Annotated in this window: 16 protein-coding genes; 8 read left to right on the top strand and 8 right to left on the bottom strand. The window is 61.4% G+C overall.

All coding sequences use genetic code 11. From position 1 onward, the window contains the following. Nucleotides 1–45: 45 nt before the first annotated feature. The 6 genes from RG540_RS11600 to msrA all read left to right on the top strand — a co-directional run bounded on the left by RG540_RS11600 (nt 46) and on the right by msrA (nt 5,492). The gene (locus RG540_RS11600) at nt 46–1,317 is read left to right on the top strand and encodes an ABC transporter substrate-binding protein (protein ID WP_038587972.1); all 1,272 of its coding nucleotides are present in this window, start codon (nt 46–48) and stop codon (nt 1,315–1,317) included. An 11-nt stretch (nt 1,318–1,328) separates the two neighbouring features. Then, a complete protein-coding gene (locus RG540_RS11595; RefSeq protein WP_038587969.1) occupies nt 1,329–2,261 on the top strand; it encodes a carbohydrate ABC transporter permease in 933 nt (310 codons plus the stop codon). Next, the gene (locus RG540_RS11590; RefSeq protein WP_038587966.1) at nt 2,251–3,093 is read left to right on the top strand and encodes a carbohydrate ABC transporter permease; all 843 of its coding nucleotides are present in this window, start codon (nt 2,251–2,253) and stop codon (nt 3,091–3,093) included. The genes RG540_RS11595 and RG540_RS11590 overlap by 11 nt, the downstream gene beginning before the upstream one ends. Nucleotides 3,094–3,142: 49 nt before the next feature. Further along, complete coding sequence (locus RG540_RS11585) at nt 3,143–4,195, top strand: ABC transporter ATP-binding protein (protein WP_038587962.1); 1,053 nt, start codon at nt 3,143–3,145, stop codon at nt 4,193–4,195. Between the two features lie 8 nt (nt 4,196–4,203). Continuing rightward, nucleotides 4,204–4,896: a hypothetical protein gene (locus tag RG540_RS11580; protein ID WP_038587958.1), complete on the top strand. Its 693-nt coding sequence runs from the start codon at nt 4,204–4,206 to the stop codon at nt 4,894–4,896. Between the two features lie 74 nt (nt 4,897–4,970). Beyond that, nucleotides 4,971–5,492 (top strand): peptide-methionine (S)-S-oxide reductase MsrA, encoded by a 522-nt coding sequence (gene msrA, locus RG540_RS11575; protein ID WP_038587955.1) that lies wholly within the window; start codon nt 4,971–4,973, stop codon nt 5,490–5,492. A gap of 60 nt (nt 5,493–5,552) precedes the next feature. Here msrA and RG540_RS11570 read toward each other — a convergent pair whose 3' ends face one another. The 8 genes from RG540_RS11570 to RG540_RS11535 all read right to left on the bottom strand — a co-directional run bounded on the left by RG540_RS11570 (nt 5,553) and on the right by RG540_RS11535 (nt 13,738). Continuing rightward, nucleotides 5,553–6,986 carry an aldehyde dehydrogenase family protein gene (locus tag RG540_RS11570; protein WP_038587952.1) on the bottom strand — a complete coding sequence of 478 codons (1,434 nt, stop codon included), beginning with the start codon at nt 6,984–6,986 and terminating at the stop codon, nt 5,553–5,555. Between the two features lie 68 nt (nt 6,987–7,054). Next, complete coding sequence (locus tag RG540_RS11565) at nt 7,055–8,335, bottom strand: TRAP transporter large permease (RefSeq protein ID WP_038587948.1); 1,281 nt, start codon at nt 8,333–8,335, stop codon at nt 7,055–7,057. Beyond that, nucleotides 8,335–8,856, bottom strand: coding sequence for a TRAP transporter small permease (locus RG540_RS11560; protein WP_038587945.1), 522 nt, complete (start codon nt 8,854–8,856; stop codon nt 8,335–8,337). Before RG540_RS11560 ends, RG540_RS11565 begins: the two co-directional genes overlap by 1 nt. An 89-nt stretch (nt 8,857–8,945) precedes the next feature. Beyond that, nucleotides 8,946–9,917, bottom strand: coding sequence for a TRAP transporter substrate-binding protein (locus tag RG540_RS11555; protein WP_038543802.1), 972 nt, complete (start codon nt 9,915–9,917; stop codon nt 8,946–8,948). Nucleotides 9,918–9,997: 80 nt separating this feature from the next. Beyond that, on the bottom strand, nt 9,998–10,864 hold the full coding sequence (locus RG540_RS11550; RefSeq protein WP_038587942.1) for an amidohydrolase family protein: 867 nt from the start codon (nt 10,862–10,864) through the stop codon (nt 9,998–10,000). Further along, nucleotides 10,864–12,000, bottom strand: a complete 1,137-nt coding sequence (locus tag RG540_RS11545; RefSeq protein ID WP_038587939.1) for a mandelate racemase/muconate lactonizing enzyme family protein — start codon at nt 11,998–12,000, stop codon at nt 10,864–10,866. The genes RG540_RS11550 and RG540_RS11545 overlap by 1 nt, the downstream gene beginning before the upstream one ends. Nucleotides 12,001–12,004: 4 nt before the next feature. Next, nucleotides 12,005–12,910, bottom strand: coding sequence for a 5-dehydro-4-deoxyglucarate dehydratase (gene kdgD, locus RG540_RS11540; RefSeq protein ID WP_038549347.1), 906 nt, complete (start codon nt 12,908–12,910; stop codon nt 12,005–12,007). A 75-nt stretch (nt 12,911–12,985) separates the two neighbouring features. Beyond that, entirely contained in the window at nt 12,986–13,738 is a 753-nt protein-coding gene (locus RG540_RS11535; protein ID WP_038587936.1) for a FadR/GntR family transcriptional regulator, read from the bottom strand. Between the two features lie 198 nt (nt 13,739–13,936). Here RG540_RS11535 and RG540_RS11530 point away from each other — a divergent pair, with 198 nt between their 5' ends. Beyond that, entirely contained in the window at nt 13,937–14,734 is a 798-nt protein-coding gene (locus tag RG540_RS11530) for an NAD-dependent epimerase/dehydratase family protein (protein ID WP_038593586.1), read from the top strand. Between the two features lie 100 nt (nt 14,735–14,834). Continuing rightward, the gene (locus tag RG540_RS11525) at nt 14,835–15,806 is read left to right on the top strand and encodes a S1C family serine protease (protein WP_038587934.1); all 972 of its coding nucleotides are present in this window, start codon (nt 14,835–14,837) and stop codon (nt 15,804–15,806) included. The last annotated feature ends 7 nt before the right edge of the window (nt 15,807–15,813 follow it).

The following is a 15,813-nucleotide window of genomic DNA, read 5'->3' as shown; positions in this document are numbered from 1 at the left end:
CCAATGGACCGTCTATCAGAACCAACCTTTGGAGGAGGAACGGGAATGAACTATCATCGGACTTTGAAATCTGCGGTCGCGGCATTGGCCGTGGCCGTGCCACTCTGCTGGAGTGGCATCGCCAACGCGCAAGACGCGGTCAACCTGCGCATGACCATCTGGAGCGCCAACGAGGCGCATCTGAAGCTGTTCAGCGACATCGCCGCCGGCTTCAAGAAAGACCATCCGAACGTGACGGTGACCTATGAGTCGCTGCCCTTCGATACCTATACGACGGCGCTGACGACCCAGATCGCCGGCGGGAATGCGCCTGATATGGCCTGGATATTCGAGACCGCGGCCTATGACTTCGTCAATTCCGGCGCGCTCTTTCCGCTGACCGATACGCTCAAGGCCACCAAGGGCTATAACGCGGAAGAACTGAGCGCCACGGCCGCCGAGCGCTGGACCAAGGACGGCAAGCTGTTTGCCTATCCGTTCTCGACCTCGCCGTTTGCGATGTTCGTCAACAACGACCTCATCAAGGCTTCCGGCGCCAAGACCCCGGCGGAAATGATCGCCGCCAACCAGTGGACATGGGACAACGCCATCGCCACCGCATCCACCGTCGGCAAGACTGGCAAGGGTGGCCTGATCGTCCGCGATTTCAACTATCAGATCTGGCAGAACCTTGCCTCCGTCTGGAACGGCTGGGGCGCATCGCCATGGAGCGCCGACGGCAAGACCTGCACGATGACCGAAAAGCCGATGGTCGACGCGCTGACCTTCATTCACGATGCCGTCTTCAAGAACAAGGCGATGCCGGGTCCCGGCGAAAGCGTCGACTTCTTCGCCGGGAATGCGGCAATGACGATCACTCAGATCAGCCGCGCCTCGTTGCTGCCGAAGGACAAGCCGTTCGCCTGGGATCTCGTGCCGCTGCCGAAGGGGCCGGCAGGCAACTATGCGTTGATCGGCCAGGCCGGCGTCGGCGTCATGCAGTCGGGCAAGAACGCCAAGACGGCCGCCGAATTCGTCGCCTATATGACGAACCCGGAAAACTCGGCCAAGCTCAGCCAGTTCTTCCCGTCGGCCCGCAAGTCGCTGCTGAACGCCGAAGTCCTGAAGAAGACCAATCCGCTGCTGAGCCAGGAGCAGATCGACAAGGTCGTGATCTCCGGCATTGCCACCGGCAAGGTCATTCCGGGCCATACCGGCTTTGCGCAGATCCAGCAGGTGGTTCGTTCGGGCCTCGATGCCGTCTGGCGTCCGGATGCGAATATCCCGGCAGCCCTCCAGCAGATCTGCGGCCAAATCGGCCCGCTTCTGAAGCGCTAAGGAAATAGCCGATGGCTGTCGTGCAGCAAACCGCCCGTCCGGAAGGCCGCTCTTCATCGTCATTCTGGACGGTCGCGCGGCGCGACAGCCTCGCCGGCTTTCTCTTCATCGCCCCGCAACTGATCGGGATCACGCTTTTCGTGCTGATCCCGCTCTGCCTCGTCTTCTGGTATTCGCTGCACGAATGGAACGTGCTCGCCAATACATTCACCTATACCGGAGCCACCAACTACCAGATGCTGCTCGAGGACACGAGCCTGCCTTCGGTGCTCGGGGCGACGGCGATCTTTTCCGCCGGGCTGGTAATCTTCAACCTGAGCCTGGCATTGCTGCTTGCGGTGCTGCTCAACCAGAAGCTCGCCGGCATCACCATCTTCCGCACGCTGTTCTTCTCGCCGGTCGTCGTATCGCTGGTCGCCTGGACGATCGTTTGGGGGTTCCTGTTGCAGAAGAACGGCGGCATCAACGGTGTGCTGCTCGTCTTCGGCATCGATGGGCCGAACTGGCTGCGCGAACCGGTAACGGCGATGATCTCGGTCATCGTGGTGCAGGTGTTCAAGAATGTCGGCCTCAACATGATCCTGTTCCTTGCCGCCCTCCAGGGGGTGCCGAACGAACTCTACGAGGCGGCCCGCATCGACGGTGCGCCGCGTTTCAAGCAGTTCCGCCGCATCACCCTGCCGCTGATCAGCCCGACCATCCTTTTGACCTCGATCATCACCATCGTCGGCTCGTTGCAGGTGTTCGCGCAGATCGCGGTGCTGACGCAAGGCGGGCCGGGCCTAACGACCACGGTGCTGGTCTATTACCTCTACCAGCAGGCCTTCCAGTTCCATTTCTTCGGTTACGGCTCGACGCTGTCGATCATGCTGTTCGTGATCGTCGCCGTGCTCACCTTCGCCCAGTGGCAGATGCGCAAGAGGATCGTCTTTTATGAAAGCTGAGCTCTCCCCGCGCAGACAAGTGTTCCTCTACGGCCTGCTCTGCGTCCTCCTGATCCCCTTCGTTTTCCCGACGTGGTGGATGGTGACGTCGTCGGTGAAGCCGATCAGCGATATTTTTGCCTTTCCGCCGCAGCTCCTGCCGGAAAGCTACGACTGGACGACCTATGCCAAGGTCTTCGAACTGCAGCCTTTCGTGAAGCAGTACTGGAATTCCGCCTATATCGCCGCACTGGTGACGATCGGTACGATGATCGTCTCGTCGATGGCCGGATACGCCTTTGCGCGGATCAAATTCCCCTTTGCCAACGCCATTTTCATGGTCGTGCTGCTCGGGCTCTTGATCCCGTCGGAAGTGACGATCGTGCCGCTCTTCCAGATGTTCCTGAAGGCCGGCATGGTCAACACCCATTGGCCACTCATCCTGGTGCCGATCTTCGGCGCGCCGAGCGTGTTCGCGACATTCGTGATGCGGCAGTTCTTTATCGCGCTGCCTGTCGAGCTTGAAGAGGCGGCGCGGGTCGATGGCCTCGGGCGTTTCAAGATCTTTCGCAAGATCGCCTTGCCGCTCGCAAGGCCGGCGCTCGCGTCGGTCGCGATCTTCACCTTCCTGCATTCCTGGAACCTCTATCTGGAACCGATCGTGTTCCTGTCGAGCGCCGACAAATTCACGCTGCCGCAGGCGCTGACACAATATACCGACGCCTATGGCGGGCCGATGTGGAACATCCAGCTTGCGGCCGCGACCCTGACGGCGCTGCCCGTTCTCCTCGTCTTCATCATCGCGCAGAAGCAATTCGTCGAAGGGCTCGCGCATACCGGCCTCAAGGGTTGAAAAACTCACCTTTTGAAACACTGGGGCTGAAGAAACGGAAATCTGATTGATGGCTGAAGTTACCCTTTCCAATGTCCGCAAGAGTTATGGCGCCGTCGATATCATCCACGGCATCGACCTCGGCATCACCGACGGCGAGTTCGTCGTGCTGGTTGGCCCGTCCGGCTGCGGCAAGTCCACCCTGCTCAGAATGGTCGCGGGGCTGGAGACAATTACCGGCGGCGAGGTGAATATCGGCGGTCGGGTGGTCAACGATCTCGATCCGAAGGATCGCGACATCGCCATGGTCTTCCAGAACTATGCGCTTTATCCGCACATGACCGTTGCGACCAATATGGGATTCTCGCTGGAACACCGCGGCGGCAGCAAGGCGGAGATTGCCGAACGCGTCAAATGGGCCGCCGACATCCTTGGCCTCGCGCCGCTGCTTGACCGTTACCCACGCCAGCTTTCCGGCGGCCAACGCCAGCGCGTTGCGATGGGCCGGGCGATCGTGCGCGATCCCAAGGTGTTCCTGTTCGATGAGCCACTTTCCAATCTTGACGCGAAACTGCGCGTCGTCATGCGCGGCGAGATCAAAAGCCTGCACCAGAGGCTGAAGACGACCACCATCTACGTGACCCACGACCAGGTCGAGGCGATGACCATGGCCGACAAGATCGTCGTGCTGAACGGCGGCAGGGTCGAGCAGATCGGGGCACCGCTCGACCTTTACGACCGGCCGGCCAACCAGTTCGTGGCAGGCTTCATCGGCTCGCCGTCGATGAATTTCCTCACCGGCACCATTACGCCGGAAGGCTTCTCCGCGCCCGGTATTCTGCTGCCCCTGCCCGACGCAGCGCACGGGCACAAGGACCGAAAGATGGTCTACGGCATTCGTCCCGAACATTTCGCCCTGGACGAGAGCGGCGTGCCGGCGGAAATCGTGCTGGTCGAGCCGATGGGCTCCGAGACGCAGGTGACGATGAAGCTTGGCGAGACGCTGGTGACCGGCGTGTTTCGCGAGCGGGTATCGTTGTCGCCGGGGGCGACGATCCGGGTGCGGCCGGAACTCGGCAATATCCATCTCTTCGCCGCCGACGGCGGCCAGCGTCTGAACTGAGGCCCGTGATGCCGAATTACCCTGAAACCAAACTCACCAAGGCGCTGCGCGGCGGTGAATTCCCGGTCATCGTCTCGCTTGCTCGCCACGACCTCGACCTTGCCAAGGCGGCGATCGGGGCAGGAGCATTTGCCATCAAGGTGCATCTCAACGCCTATCATCGCGCCACCGGCACCACATTCGGCAGTTTTGCCGAGGAACGACCGTTCTTCGAGAAGCTGGCGCCGCTCGGGGTGCCGCTGCTGGTAATGGCCGGCCAGGAGACGGTGCCGACGCCGGACGAGCTCGATGCTCTCGCGGATCTTGGCTTTGAAGGTTTCAACGTCTATTTCGACCATCTTCAGTCGCATCTGTTGCAGTCGAAGCTCCGCCCGATCCCAGCGCTCGGCGAGAAAAGCACTGACGAGGATTTGAAGACCATCGTCGCCATTCCCGGCGCCATGATGGAGGCGTCTGTCGCGTCGTTTGCCGATTACGGCAGGCCGCTCACCGAAACAGATCTTGCCTGCTACGGAAAAATCACCACGAAGGCCGGTATCCCGGTCATCGCTCCAAGCCAGAAGCGTTTCGTGGCCGATGACATGGCAAGGCTGAAGGCGGCCGGCATTGCGGCGCCGCTACTCGGTGTCATCGTCACCGGCACCACACCCGAAAGCCTCGAGGTCGCGGTGCGTCCCATCGTTGACGCGGCGGCTGGCTGAGTGGTGGAGATGGATTGAATTTCTTCCGTCGGATCGCCATTTTAGGTGCAAATCCAAAACCGAAGGAGGAAAGCATGACGACGTCTACCGAACGGGCCGTTCTGGCCGGTGGTTGTTTCTGGGGCATGCAGGACCTGATCCGGCGTCTGCCCGGCGTGGTGTCGACCCGCGTCGGCTATAGCGGAGGCGATGTGCCGAACGCGACCTACCGCAATCACGGCACCCATGCCGAAGCGATCGAGATCATCTTCGATCCGGCCAAGACCAGCTATCGCGATATTCTGGAATTCTTCTTCCAGATCCACGATCCGTCGACCAAGAACCGCCAGGGCAACGATATCGGCATGAGCTATCGTTCGGCGATCTATTACGAGAGCGATGAACAGAAGCGCGTCGCCGAAGACACGATCGCCGATGTCAACGCATCGGGCTTATGGCCGGGCAAGGTGGTGACGGAAGTGGACCCGGTTGGTGACTTCTGGCAAGCCGAACCGGAGCATCAGGATTACCTGGAGCGTTATCCGAATGGCTATACATGCCATTTCCCGCGCCCGAACTGGAAACTGCCGAAGCGCGCCAGCGTTGCTGCTGAATAACCCGTCTTAATTCACGAATTGAAGGCGCTGCCATCTCGAGATGGCAGCGCCTTTTTTTTGTTACGCGAGCGTATAGGCCGTCTTCACCACGGTGAAGAACTCGGCGGCATATTTGCCCTGTTCGCGCGGGCCGAAGGATGAGGCCTTCCGGCCGCCGAACGGCACGTGGAAATCGACGCCTGCCGTCGGCAGGTTGACCATCACCATGCCGGCTTCCGAGTTGCGCTTGAAATGCGTCGCGTGCTTGAGGCTGGTGGTCGCGATGCCCGCCGACAGACCGAACGGCGTGTCGTTGGCGGTTGCCAGCGCTTCCTCGTAGTTTTTCACCCGGATGACGGATACGACCGGTCCGAAAATCTCTTCACGGGAGATGCGCATCTGGTTGGTGGCTTCGGTAAACAGCGTCGGCTGGAGGTAGAAGCCGGGCGTGTCGCGCTTGACGATTTCGCCGCCGAAGGCGAGCTTTGCGCCTTCGGATTTGCCGATATCGATATAGTCGGTGTCCTGCTTCAGCTGCTTGTCGTCGACGACCGGCCCGATATGGCTGCCGGCCTTCATGGCGTTGTCGACGTTGAGCGTCTTCAGCTTTTCGGTGAGTGCTGCGACGAACTTGTCGTGGATGCCTTCCGTCACGATCAGGCGCGACGAAGCGGTGCAACGCTGGCCGGTCGAGAAGAAGCCCGAATTGGCGGCGGCTTCGACGGCAACGTTGAGGTCCGCGTCGTCGAGGACGATCATCGGGTTCTTGCCGCCCATTTCGAGCTGGAACTTGCGGTTATGTTCGATCGAGGCGAGCGCGACGCGCTTGCCGGTGCCGGTCGAGCCGGTAAACGTGATGCCGGCGAGATCCGGGCTGTCGAGCATGGCCTGGCCGACGACCGAGCCGCGGCCCATGACGAGGTTCAGGACGCCCTTCGGCAGGCCAGCGCGGTGGAGGATGTCGACGATCGCCCAGCCACAGCCAGGCACGAGATCGGCAGGCTTGAAGACGACGGTATTGCCGTAGCAGAGCGCCGGCGCGATTTTCCATGCCGGAATGGCGATCGGGAAATTCCAGGGAGTGATGATGCCGATGACGCCGAGTGGTTCGCGGGTGATCTCGACGCCGATGTTCGGACGCGCGGACGGCACCAGTTCGCCGGTCAGGCGCAGCGCTTCGCCTGCGAAGAAATCGAAGATCTGGGCGGCGCGGGTGACTTCGCCGATCGCTTCGGGAAGGATCTTGCCTTCCTCGCGGGCGAGGAGCGCGCCGAGTTCTTCCTTACGGGCGAGAATCTCGTCGGAAGCTTTCCGAAGAACAGCGTGACGTTCCAGGATGCCGGAGCGCGACCAGGCGGGGAAAGCGGCCTTGGCGGCAGCGATTGCCTGTTTGGCATCGTCGGCGCTGCCCTGGGCATACATGCCGACGACATCGTTGGTATCGGATGGATTGATGTTCTTGGAAGCTTCCGAGCCGACCCATTCGCCGGCGATCAGGTTCTGGTAGATGGTCATGGACCTCTCCTCTCATGTGAAAGGTCCCGCCATGGGGCGGGACCGTCAGATAAAACTTGTTCAGCCGCTCATTTGAAAACGTTTGGGAGCCAGAGCGACAGGGCAGGGATATAAGTCACGAGCAGCAATACTGCGATGCTGGCTCCGAAGAAAGGCCAGATCGTGCGCATCGCTTCACGTATCGTGATGCCGCCGACCGCGCAACTGACGAAGAGCACGGTTCCGACCGGCGGCGTGTTGAGGCCGATGCCGGCATTGAGGATCATGATGACGCCGAAATGGACAGGATCGATGCCGAAGGCCTTGACGACTGGCAGCAGGATCGGGGTCGAGATGATGACCATCGGCGCCATGTCCATGAACGTGCCGAGCACCAGCAGGATGACGTTGATCATCAAGAGCACGATAATCGGATTGTCCGAAACCGCGCTGATCGCCGCGATGATCAGCGTCTGGACCTGCAGGAATGCCATCAGCCAGCCGAACGCGGCTGCGGTGCCGATGACCAGCAGTACCATCGCGGTGGTGCGCACCGCGCCCATGACGGCCTCGACAAAACCGTCCCAGTTCAGTTCGCGATAAACGAGCATGGCCACAAGGAACGCGTAGAGGACCGCAATGCAGGAGCTTTCGGTTGCCGTGAACACGCCGGAGCGAACGCCGCCGAAGATGATGGCGATCAGCAGGATGCCCGGCAGCGAAGCCAGAAAGTAATAACCGATGCGGGCAAAGCCCGGGAACGGATCGGCCGGATAACCGCGTTCGACGGCAACCCACCAGGCCGTGATCATCAGCGCTCCGGCCAGCAACAGGCCGGGAATGATGCCGGCGGTGAAAAGGTCGGCAACGGAGACGTTGCCGCCGGCTGCGATCGAATAAAGGATCATGTTGTGCGAGGGCGGGATCATCAATGCGATGATGGCGGCGTTGGCTGTCACGTTCACCGCATAATCCCGGTCGTAGCCGCGCGCAGCCATTTGCGGGATCATCAATCCGCCGACGGCCGATGCATCCGCCACGGCAGAGCCGGAAATGCCGCCGAACAGCGTCGATGCGACGACGTTGACCTGGCCGAGACCGCCGCGCATATGGCCGACAAGGCCGGCTGCGAAGCGGATCAGCCTGTGCGCAATGCCGCCGCGCACCATCAGGTCGCCAGCGAAGATGAAGAACGGGATTGCCATCATGGCGAAGACGTTCATGCCGGAATTCAGCTGCTGGAAGACGACGATCGGCGGCAGGCCCATGTAGAGGACCGTGGCGAAGGACGCGATGCCAAGGCAGAAGGCGATCGGCATGCCGATCAGCATGAGGAAGGTAAAGGAACCGAAAAGAATGGCGTAGGCCATTACGCAGCCTCCTGCACGAGGACGTCAGCAGCAATTTCCTCGCCGATGGCGACGTCGACGAAGCGCTCCAGAGCGAAAAGGGAGATCATGATGCCTCCGACGATCATCGGGAAGAAGTCGGTGCCGCCCGGCCAGCCGAGAACGGGAATGGTGGCCGACCACGTGCCCTTGGCGAGCAGCGTTGAATAATAGGCCATGCCTATCCCGAACAGCACGATCAGGCCGAGGCTCAGGAGGTCCATGGCCTTCTGGATTGCCGGTGGCATGACGTAACGAACGATATCGAGCCCGAGATGCACGCTCTCACGCACGCCGACGGCGGCTCCGAGCATGATGAACCAGGACATCAGGTAGAGCGACAGCGGCTCGGACCAGCTGGGCGAGTCGTTCAGGATATAACGGCCGAAGACCTGCCAGCCGACAATGAGGGTCATGGCGATCATGCCGATGCCGGAAATATAGAGCGATAGGCGGCTGAGCCCGCCCAGAATTGGCTTGATGGCCAACATGAAATTTCTCATGAACCTGTCCTCCACGATCCGGCGACGTTCCCCGGTGCCGGAAATGAAAAACCGGCCCTCTGATCAGAGGGCCGGCTTCTTTTTCGAACTTACTTGACGGCCTGGATCTGCTCCAGCAGAGCCTTTTGCTTCGCGTCCGTGACGAACTTGTCATAGACCGGCTTCATCGCTGCCGAGAACTCGTCCTTGTTGACCTTGATAATGTTGGCGCCAGCAGCACGAACCTTGGCTTCCGAGGACTTTTCGCGGGCAGTCCAGAGTTCGCGCATCTTGACGACCGAATCCTTGGCTGCCTGGCGGAAGATCTTCTGGTCTTCGGGTGTCAGCTTGTCCCAGGAGATCTTCGACATGACCAGGATTTCCGGGTTCAGCGAATGTTCCGTCAGCGTATAGTTCTTGGCGATCTCGTAGTGGCGGGCGGACTCATAGGACGGCCAGTTGTTTTCTGCGCCGTCGACCACACCGGTTTCGAGCGAGGAATAGACTTCGCCCATCGGCATCGGCGTCGGGTTGGCGCCGAAGGCCTGCATCATGGCGATCCAAAGGTCGGATTGCTGGACGCGGATTTTCATGCCCTTCAGGTCGGCAAGCTTGGTGATCGGTTTCTTGGTCGTGTAGAAGGAGCGCGCGCCGGAATCGTAGTAGGCGAGACCGATCAGGCCATGCGGTTCGAAGGCTTTCAGGATTTCGTCGCCGATCGGGCCGTCGACGACCTTGTGCATGTGCTCGGTCGAACGAAACAGGAAGGGCAGGCCGAGAACGGTGGTTTGCGGCACGAGATTGTTGAACGGCGCTGCATTGACGCGGTTCAAATCGATGACGCCGAAACGGGTCTGTTCGATCGTGTCCTTTTCACCACCCAGCACCGAGTTGTTCATCACCTGGATCTTGATGCGGCCGTTGGTGCGCTGGGAGATTAGTTCGCCCATATATTTGACGGCATCGACGGTCGGATAGCCATCCGGATGGATATCGGCGGAACGCAGGGTAACCTGCGCATTGGCGGCGGTCGCGCTGAGCGCGAGACCGAATGCGAGGCCGAGCAATTTCGTGAGTTTCATGTTGTCCTCCTCCGTTAATCGCCGGGGCCTCCGTGCCCCGGTCGTTTAAATTCTCAGTCTCCTAGGGCTTGCCTTGCCGCTTATTGGGCCGACAGGCCGTAAAGCTCTTCAGGGTTTTTCACGAGCGCGAGCTGGCGTGCCGCATCGTTTGGGAACCAGCCGAGCACGGTGTCGGTCAGCGCCACGTCATCCGGATAATCGGCCTGTTCGCGGGCGAGATTGTGCGGCCAGTTGGTGCCCCAGACGATCCGTTCCGGTGCATATCTGGCGATCTCGCGGGCGATGGCTGCGACGTCGGCATAGTCCGGGCCGCCGGCCTTCGAAGATTCGTAGACGCCGGCGAACTTGAACCAGCATTTTCCACGGTCGATCAGCCGCTTGACGGCTGCGATCTGCGGGCTGTCCGGTGTCACACCTGAAAAGAACTTGCCATGGTGATCGAAGACCCAGCGGGATTTCAGTTTTGCGAGCCGCGCCTCGTGATCGAGAATGTTGCTGCCGTCGAACTGGACAGCGACCATCCAGTCTTGCGAGGCCGCCTTGGCATCGACGGCTTCGAGTTCGCTGAGGTTCACCGCGCCGCCGGGCAGATCCATGATCCGCGCACCGACATTGCCGGCTGTGGAAAGGCGGTCCAGTTCGGCGTCCGATGTGGTGCTGTCGATGACGCAGACGCCGCGGGCGATCGATCCGAATTCCGCAAGGCAGGCGTTGAGATTGGAATTGTCGCGCTGCTGGGCATTGCCCTGGGTGACGATGACCCGCTCGATGCCGATCCAGTGCATGAACTGGAGATACTGGGCCGGCGTCGGCAAATCTCCCGCCGGAAGGCCCGGACCGCCGGGCAGAGAGGGAAAGCCCGGCAGGTATGCATGCATCTGAGTGTCGATCGCGCCCTTGGGCAGTTTGGTCTTGGGCGGCGTGCCGGAAAGGGTGCGGACGAGCATCAGATATCTCCCATGCGGAATTCTTTGAGCGCATCGCGGTTGATTTCGATCCCAAGGCCGGGGCCGTTCGGGATCTGCACCACGCCGCGCTCGTGTTCGATCGGGGTTTTGATCACCGCCTGACGGAACGGATTGTGGGTACGGTCGAATTCGAGGATCGGTTCGATCGGGTTGACACGAACCGGGCTCGGGATCATTGCCGCCATGAACTGCAATGCGGCTGAGATATGGACAGCGGTGCCCCAGACATGCGGCACGACGCGGATGCCGTGAAGGGCGGCCATATCGGCAACGCGCTTGGCTTCGGTAAAGCCGCCGACACCGGCAAGGTCGGGCTGCAGGATATCGACGGCACGGGTTTCCAACGGCTCGCGCATGCCCCAGCGGCTGTGCCAGGTCTCGCCGCCGGCGACCGGGATCGGCTGGCGGGCGCGGACTTCGCGATAGGCGGCGAGCTGTTCGGGCACGACCGGCTCTTCGAACCAGTCGATGTTGAGTTCTGCCGCCGCCTGGCCGAACCTGATCGCCTCGATGGCGTCATAACCGTGGTTGGCGTCGACCATCAGCCGCATGTCGGGGCCGACGGCGTCGCGCACGGCGCGGATGACGCGCAGATCCTCCTCGACGCCGAAGCCGATCTTGATCTTGCTGGCGTGAAAACCCTCATCCCAATAACGGGCGACATCCGTCGCATTGTCCTCGACGCGGTCGACGCCGTCGCGCTTGAAGCTGCCGGTCGCATAGGCCCTGACGTTCTCGCGGAAACGCCCGCCGAGCAGGATCGAGACCGGCACGCCGAAATGTTTGCCCTTGATATCCCAAAGCGCGATGTCGATGCCGGACAGTGCCGTGACGGCAAGGCCGCGCTGGCCCTGGTCGCGCAGCGCATTATAGAGCCGCGCCCAGATCTTTTCGGTTTCGAGAGGGTTTTCGCCGATCAGCCAGTTCGCATAGGTCGCGACCACGGCCGCATTCGGCCGGGCCGGGCCGAGGCATTCGCCCCAGCCGATCGTGCCGTCATCGCACTCGATCTCAACGAGCACATGAGCGCGGCGATCGAAGCGCATCGAGGCGCTTTCGAAGGCGACGTCGAGCCTGTGTTCGAGAAGGTGGGTGCGAACGGAAGCGATCTTCATGGGACTATCGCTTCCAGGGGCCGATGAGCTTCAGAAGCATCTCTTCTTCTTCTGCCGTCAGGTCGTCGAGCGGCGGGCGCACCTTGCCGGCGTCAAAACCCTGCAGGCGCACGCCAGCCTTGATTGCCGAGACGGCATAACCCTTGCGGCGATTCCGGATCGCCATGAAAGGATAGAAGAAGTCCTTGAGGATCTCCTCGCAGCGGGCGCGGTTGCCGGCGCGAAGCGATTTGTAGAAGTCGACGGCAAGGCCCGGCACGAAGTTGAAGACAGCCGAGGAATAAGTGGTGAAGCCGGCGCCGAGATAGGCTTCGGCGAAGAGCTCGGCTGTCGGCATGCCGCCGAGATACATCAACCGGTCGCCCATGGTGGCGGTGATCTGCCGGACAAGTCCGATATCGCCGCTGCCGTCCTTGAAACCGATCAGGTTCGGGCATTCGTCGCAGAGGCGCTTCAGGGTGTCCACCGACAGGATCGAGTTGTCGCGGTTATAAACCATGACGCCGATGCCAACCGACTGGCAGATGCGCTTCACATGCTGGTAGAGGCCTTCCTGCGGTGCATCGATCATGTAATGCGGCAGCAGCAGGATGCCGTCGGCGCCGGCCTTTTCGACCGCGCGAGCCATTTCGACGCCCACATGGGTGCCGAAACCGCAGCCGGAGACGATCGCGGTCTTGCCGGCGGCCTCCTTGGCTGCGGAAACGATCGTGGGGACTTCATTGGGAGACAGCGAGAAGAATTCGCCCGTGCCGCCGGCGGCAAACAGGACCGGTGCATCATAGCCCGACAGCCATTCGACATGGCGGCGATAGCTTTCCGGCTGGAACTGGCCTTCCTTGTCGAAATGGGTGACGGGAAAGGACAGCAGGCCGGCACCAAGTGCGACCTTGATTTCTTCAGGCGTCATCATGCGGATTTCCTTTGTAAGCGTCTCCTCCAGACAAAAATTGTCGTACAGGTTGCGCTGACTTGTGTCAACAAGTCATCTTACAGCTTCCCGAAGCTCCCGGAGGAGGGTGCGATAACGCAGCTGCGCACCCCGCAGATGCCGGCGCATGGCGTCGCGGGCACGGTCTTCGTCGCCGTCGGAAATCGCCACGACAATGGCATTATGTTCCTCGTCGAGCAGCTTGATATAGGCTGCCTGGTCGGCCTCCGAATCGTCCGGGCGTAATGCTGCGCGCGGGATCAGGCTGCGGCCGATCATCGTCAGGAATTCGCGGAAACGGGGATTGTTGGTGGCTTCGGCAATGGCAAGATGCAGCGCAAAGTCTGCCTCGCTGGTCGGTTTTGCCGCATCGAGACAGGCCCGAACCGCATAATGACGATCGAGAATGACCTCTTCCTGTGCGGGGGAGCGGCGAAGGGCCGCAAGCCCTGCAGCCTCGACTTCCACCGCGGTTCTAAGCTCCAGGAGCTCGATCATCGAGGATACGCGGGCAAGATCGATATTCGACAGGGATAGCATGACCGGCTGCACGTTGCGCGAAGGCTCCAGCACGAAGACGCCGGCGCCCTGGCGCGCTTCGACCAACCGGTCGGCGCGCAGCGATGCGATGGCCTCGCGGACGACGGTGCGGCTGACGCCGTGCGCCTCGGTCAGCTGCGCTTCGCTCGGCAGGCGCGAGCCCGGCGGAAACTGGCCCGCAGCAATTGCCTGGCGTAGCGTTTCTCCGAGGCGGGAAACTAGCGTCCTCGATCCCCTGCCGGTATCGAGTCTGGTTTCTACGCTCATTTCATTCCTCCCTGCTCGGCGGCGCATCACAATATCGCGTCAACACGCGTGTCAAGCTTAAGCGACCGCGCTAAGCCGGCTCCGACTTGTTGACCGAGCTTTCTCAACATGTATGATAAGTATTGAAGCTTGTCACGAACAAGTTGGCCAATGAACTGGATTGCCGCGGCCGACGGGCCGCTTTCGGAGGATGATTTCTTGAAAAGACTTTTGATCACCGGTGCCGCCGGCGGCCTCGGACGCGCCATGCGTAGCCGTCTTGCCGGGTTCGCCGAAACGCTTCGCCTGTCCGATATCGTCGATCTCGGCACCGCCGGCCCAAATGAGGAGCTGGTCGTCTGCGATCTCGCGGATGCAGATGCGGTCATGAAGCTGGTTGAGGGCTGCGATGGTATCCTGCATCTCGGCGGTGTTTCGGTGGAGGACAAGTTTTCGAAGATCCTCAATGCCAACCTGCTCGGCCTCTACAATCTCTACGAGGCGGCTCGGGCGCACGGCCAGCCCCGCATCCTGTTCGCCAGTTCCAACCATGTCGTCGGTTTCTACCGGCAGGACGAGCATATCGACGTCAAGGCTCCGATGAAGCCGGACGGGCTTTACGGCGTTTCGAAATGCTTCGGCGAGGCTCTGGCGCGCATGTATTTCGAGAAATTCGGCCAGGAGACGGCGCTAGTCAGGATCGGCAGCTGCTTCGAAAAACCGATCAACCACCGGATGCTGTCCGGCTGGATGTCACATGACGACTTCGTGTCGCTGATCGGCTGCGTCTTCCGGACCCCGATGCTCGGCTGCCCGATCATCTGGGGCATTTCCGACAATGACAGCAAGTGGTGGGACAATTCGCATGCGTCCTATCTCGGCTGGAAGCCGAAGGACAATGCAGAACGTTATCGCGCGGAACTGGAAGCCAGCATTCCGCGTCCGGAACCGACCTCGGCGCTTGCGGTCTACCAGGGCGGCATGTTCACCCAGGACCCGATCTTCGCCGAGGACTGAGCCCGCACGGCGGGTTCTTGTTTCTGCCTTTTAGGCCCACCACATCAGCTTCTTCTACAACCTTCCCTTTTCCGAGAAGGTGTTTTCCGGAGTTCTTGTGATGGGATTTATCGATATCAATCCTCCCGTCCCCGAGGATGGCGTGCTTCTCGACGCCTATTCGGAGACGGTTGCCGGCGCGGTCGACCGCGTCGGTCCTGCCGTAAGCCGCATCGAGCGGCTGGGCGGCGTTGCTGGCCAAGGAGGCCACGGGTCGGGCTTTGCGATTTCGCCCGACGGCCTGATCATCACCAACCACCACGTCGTGGCAGACGCCAAGACCGTCCGTATCCGCAGCGCCAACGGGGCGGTCGGGCAGGGCGCAGTTCTAGGTCGCGATGCCGACACAGATATCGCGCTGGTGCGTGCCGACATGGACGTGCAGGCCTGGGCACGGCTCGGCGATTCCCAGAAGCTGCGGCGCGGCCATATCGCGATCGCGATCGGCAATCCGCTCGGTTTCGACTGGTCGGTGACATCGGGCGTCGTATCTGCGCTGGGTCGATCGATGCGGTCGTCCACCGGCCGGTTGATCGACGACGTCGTACAGACCGATGCGGCGCTCAATCCGGGCAATTCCGGCGGACCGCTGGTGTCTGCCTCCGGTGAAGTGGTCGGCGTCAACACGGCGGTTATCCGCGGCGCGCAGGGCATCGCCTTTGCGGTCGCCTCCAACACGGCCAATTTCGTCGTCTCGGAGATTTTGCGTTTCGGCCATGTGCGGCGCGCCTTTATCGGCATCGTCGTCGATACGACCGCGCTGCCGCGCCGCGTCGCGGTAAAGGCCGGCATGTTGCAGGAGACGACGGTGCGTATCCGCCGCATCGATCCCGGCAGCCCGGCCGATCTGGCTGGCCTGAAGGAGGGCGATTTCATCCTGGCGATCGACGGCCAGCCCGTCGGCGGCGCGGATGATTTGATCCGCCTTCTCGACGGCACCCGGATCGGCAAGCAGACGCCGATCTCCGTCTACGACCTCGACTCGCGGATCGTCGACCGCGTGCTGGTTCCGGCCGCGCGGCCGCAGAGCTGAGCACGGC

This window comes from Neorhizobium galegae bv. orientalis str. HAMBI 540, from assembly GCF_000731315.1.
Taxonomy (GTDB): domain Bacteria; phylum Pseudomonadota; class Alphaproteobacteria; order Rhizobiales; family Rhizobiaceae; genus Neorhizobium; species Neorhizobium galegae.
This window is presented reverse-complemented; position numbering and strand designations above follow the sequence as displayed.

Bases quoted from the DNA above. Each gene is read 5' to 3' on its own strand.
- RG540_RS11600 (WP_038587972.1), top strand. From the start codon at position 46: ATGAACTATCATCGGACTTTGAAATCTGCGGTCGCGGCATTGGCCGTG.
- RG540_RS11595 (WP_038587969.1), top strand. From the start codon at position 1,329: ATGGCTGTCGTGCAGCAAACCGCCCGTCCGGAAGGCCGCTCTTCATCG.
- RG540_RS11590 (WP_038587966.1), top strand. From the start codon at position 2,251: ATGAAAGCTGAGCTCTCCCCGCGCAGACAAGTGTTCCTCTACGGCCTG.
- RG540_RS11585 (WP_038587962.1), top strand. From the start codon at position 3,143: ATGGCTGAAGTTACCCTTTCCAATGTCCGCAAGAGTTATGGCGCCGTC.
- RG540_RS11580 (WP_038587958.1), top strand. From the start codon at position 4,204: ATGCCGAATTACCCTGAAACCAAACTCACCAAGGCGCTGCGCGGCGGT.
- msrA (WP_038587955.1), top strand. From the start codon at position 4,971: ATGACGACGTCTACCGAACGGGCCGTTCTGGCCGGTGGTTGTTTCTGG.
- RG540_RS11570 (WP_038587952.1), bottom strand. From the start codon at position 6,986: ATGACCATCTACCAGAACCTGATCGCCGGCGAATGGGTCGGCTCGGAA.
- RG540_RS11565 (WP_038587948.1), bottom strand. From the start codon at position 8,335: ATGGCCTACGCCATTCTTTTCGGTTCCTTTACCTTCCTCATGCTGATC.
- RG540_RS11560 (WP_038587945.1), bottom strand. From the start codon at position 8,856: ATGAGAAATTTCATGTTGGCCATCAAGCCAATTCTGGGCGGGCTCAGC.
- RG540_RS11555 (WP_038543802.1), bottom strand. From the start codon at position 9,917: ATGAAACTCACGAAATTGCTCGGCCTCGCATTCGGTCTCGCGCTCAGC.
- RG540_RS11550 (WP_038587942.1), bottom strand. From the start codon at position 10,864: ATGCTCGTCCGCACCCTTTCCGGCACGCCGCCCAAGACCAAACTGCCC.
- RG540_RS11545 (WP_038587939.1), bottom strand. From the start codon at position 12,000: ATGAAGATCGCTTCCGTTCGCACCCACCTTCTCGAACACAGGCTCGAC.
- kdgD (WP_038549347.1), bottom strand. From the start codon at position 12,910: ATGACGCCTGAAGAAATCAAGGTCGCACTTGGTGCCGGCCTGCTGTCC.
- RG540_RS11535 (WP_038587936.1), bottom strand. From the start codon at position 13,738: ATGAGCGTAGAAACCAGACTCGATACCGGCAGGGGATCGAGGACGCTA.
- RG540_RS11525 (WP_038587934.1), top strand. From the start codon at position 14,835: ATGGGATTTATCGATATCAATCCTCCCGTCCCCGAGGATGGCGTGCTT.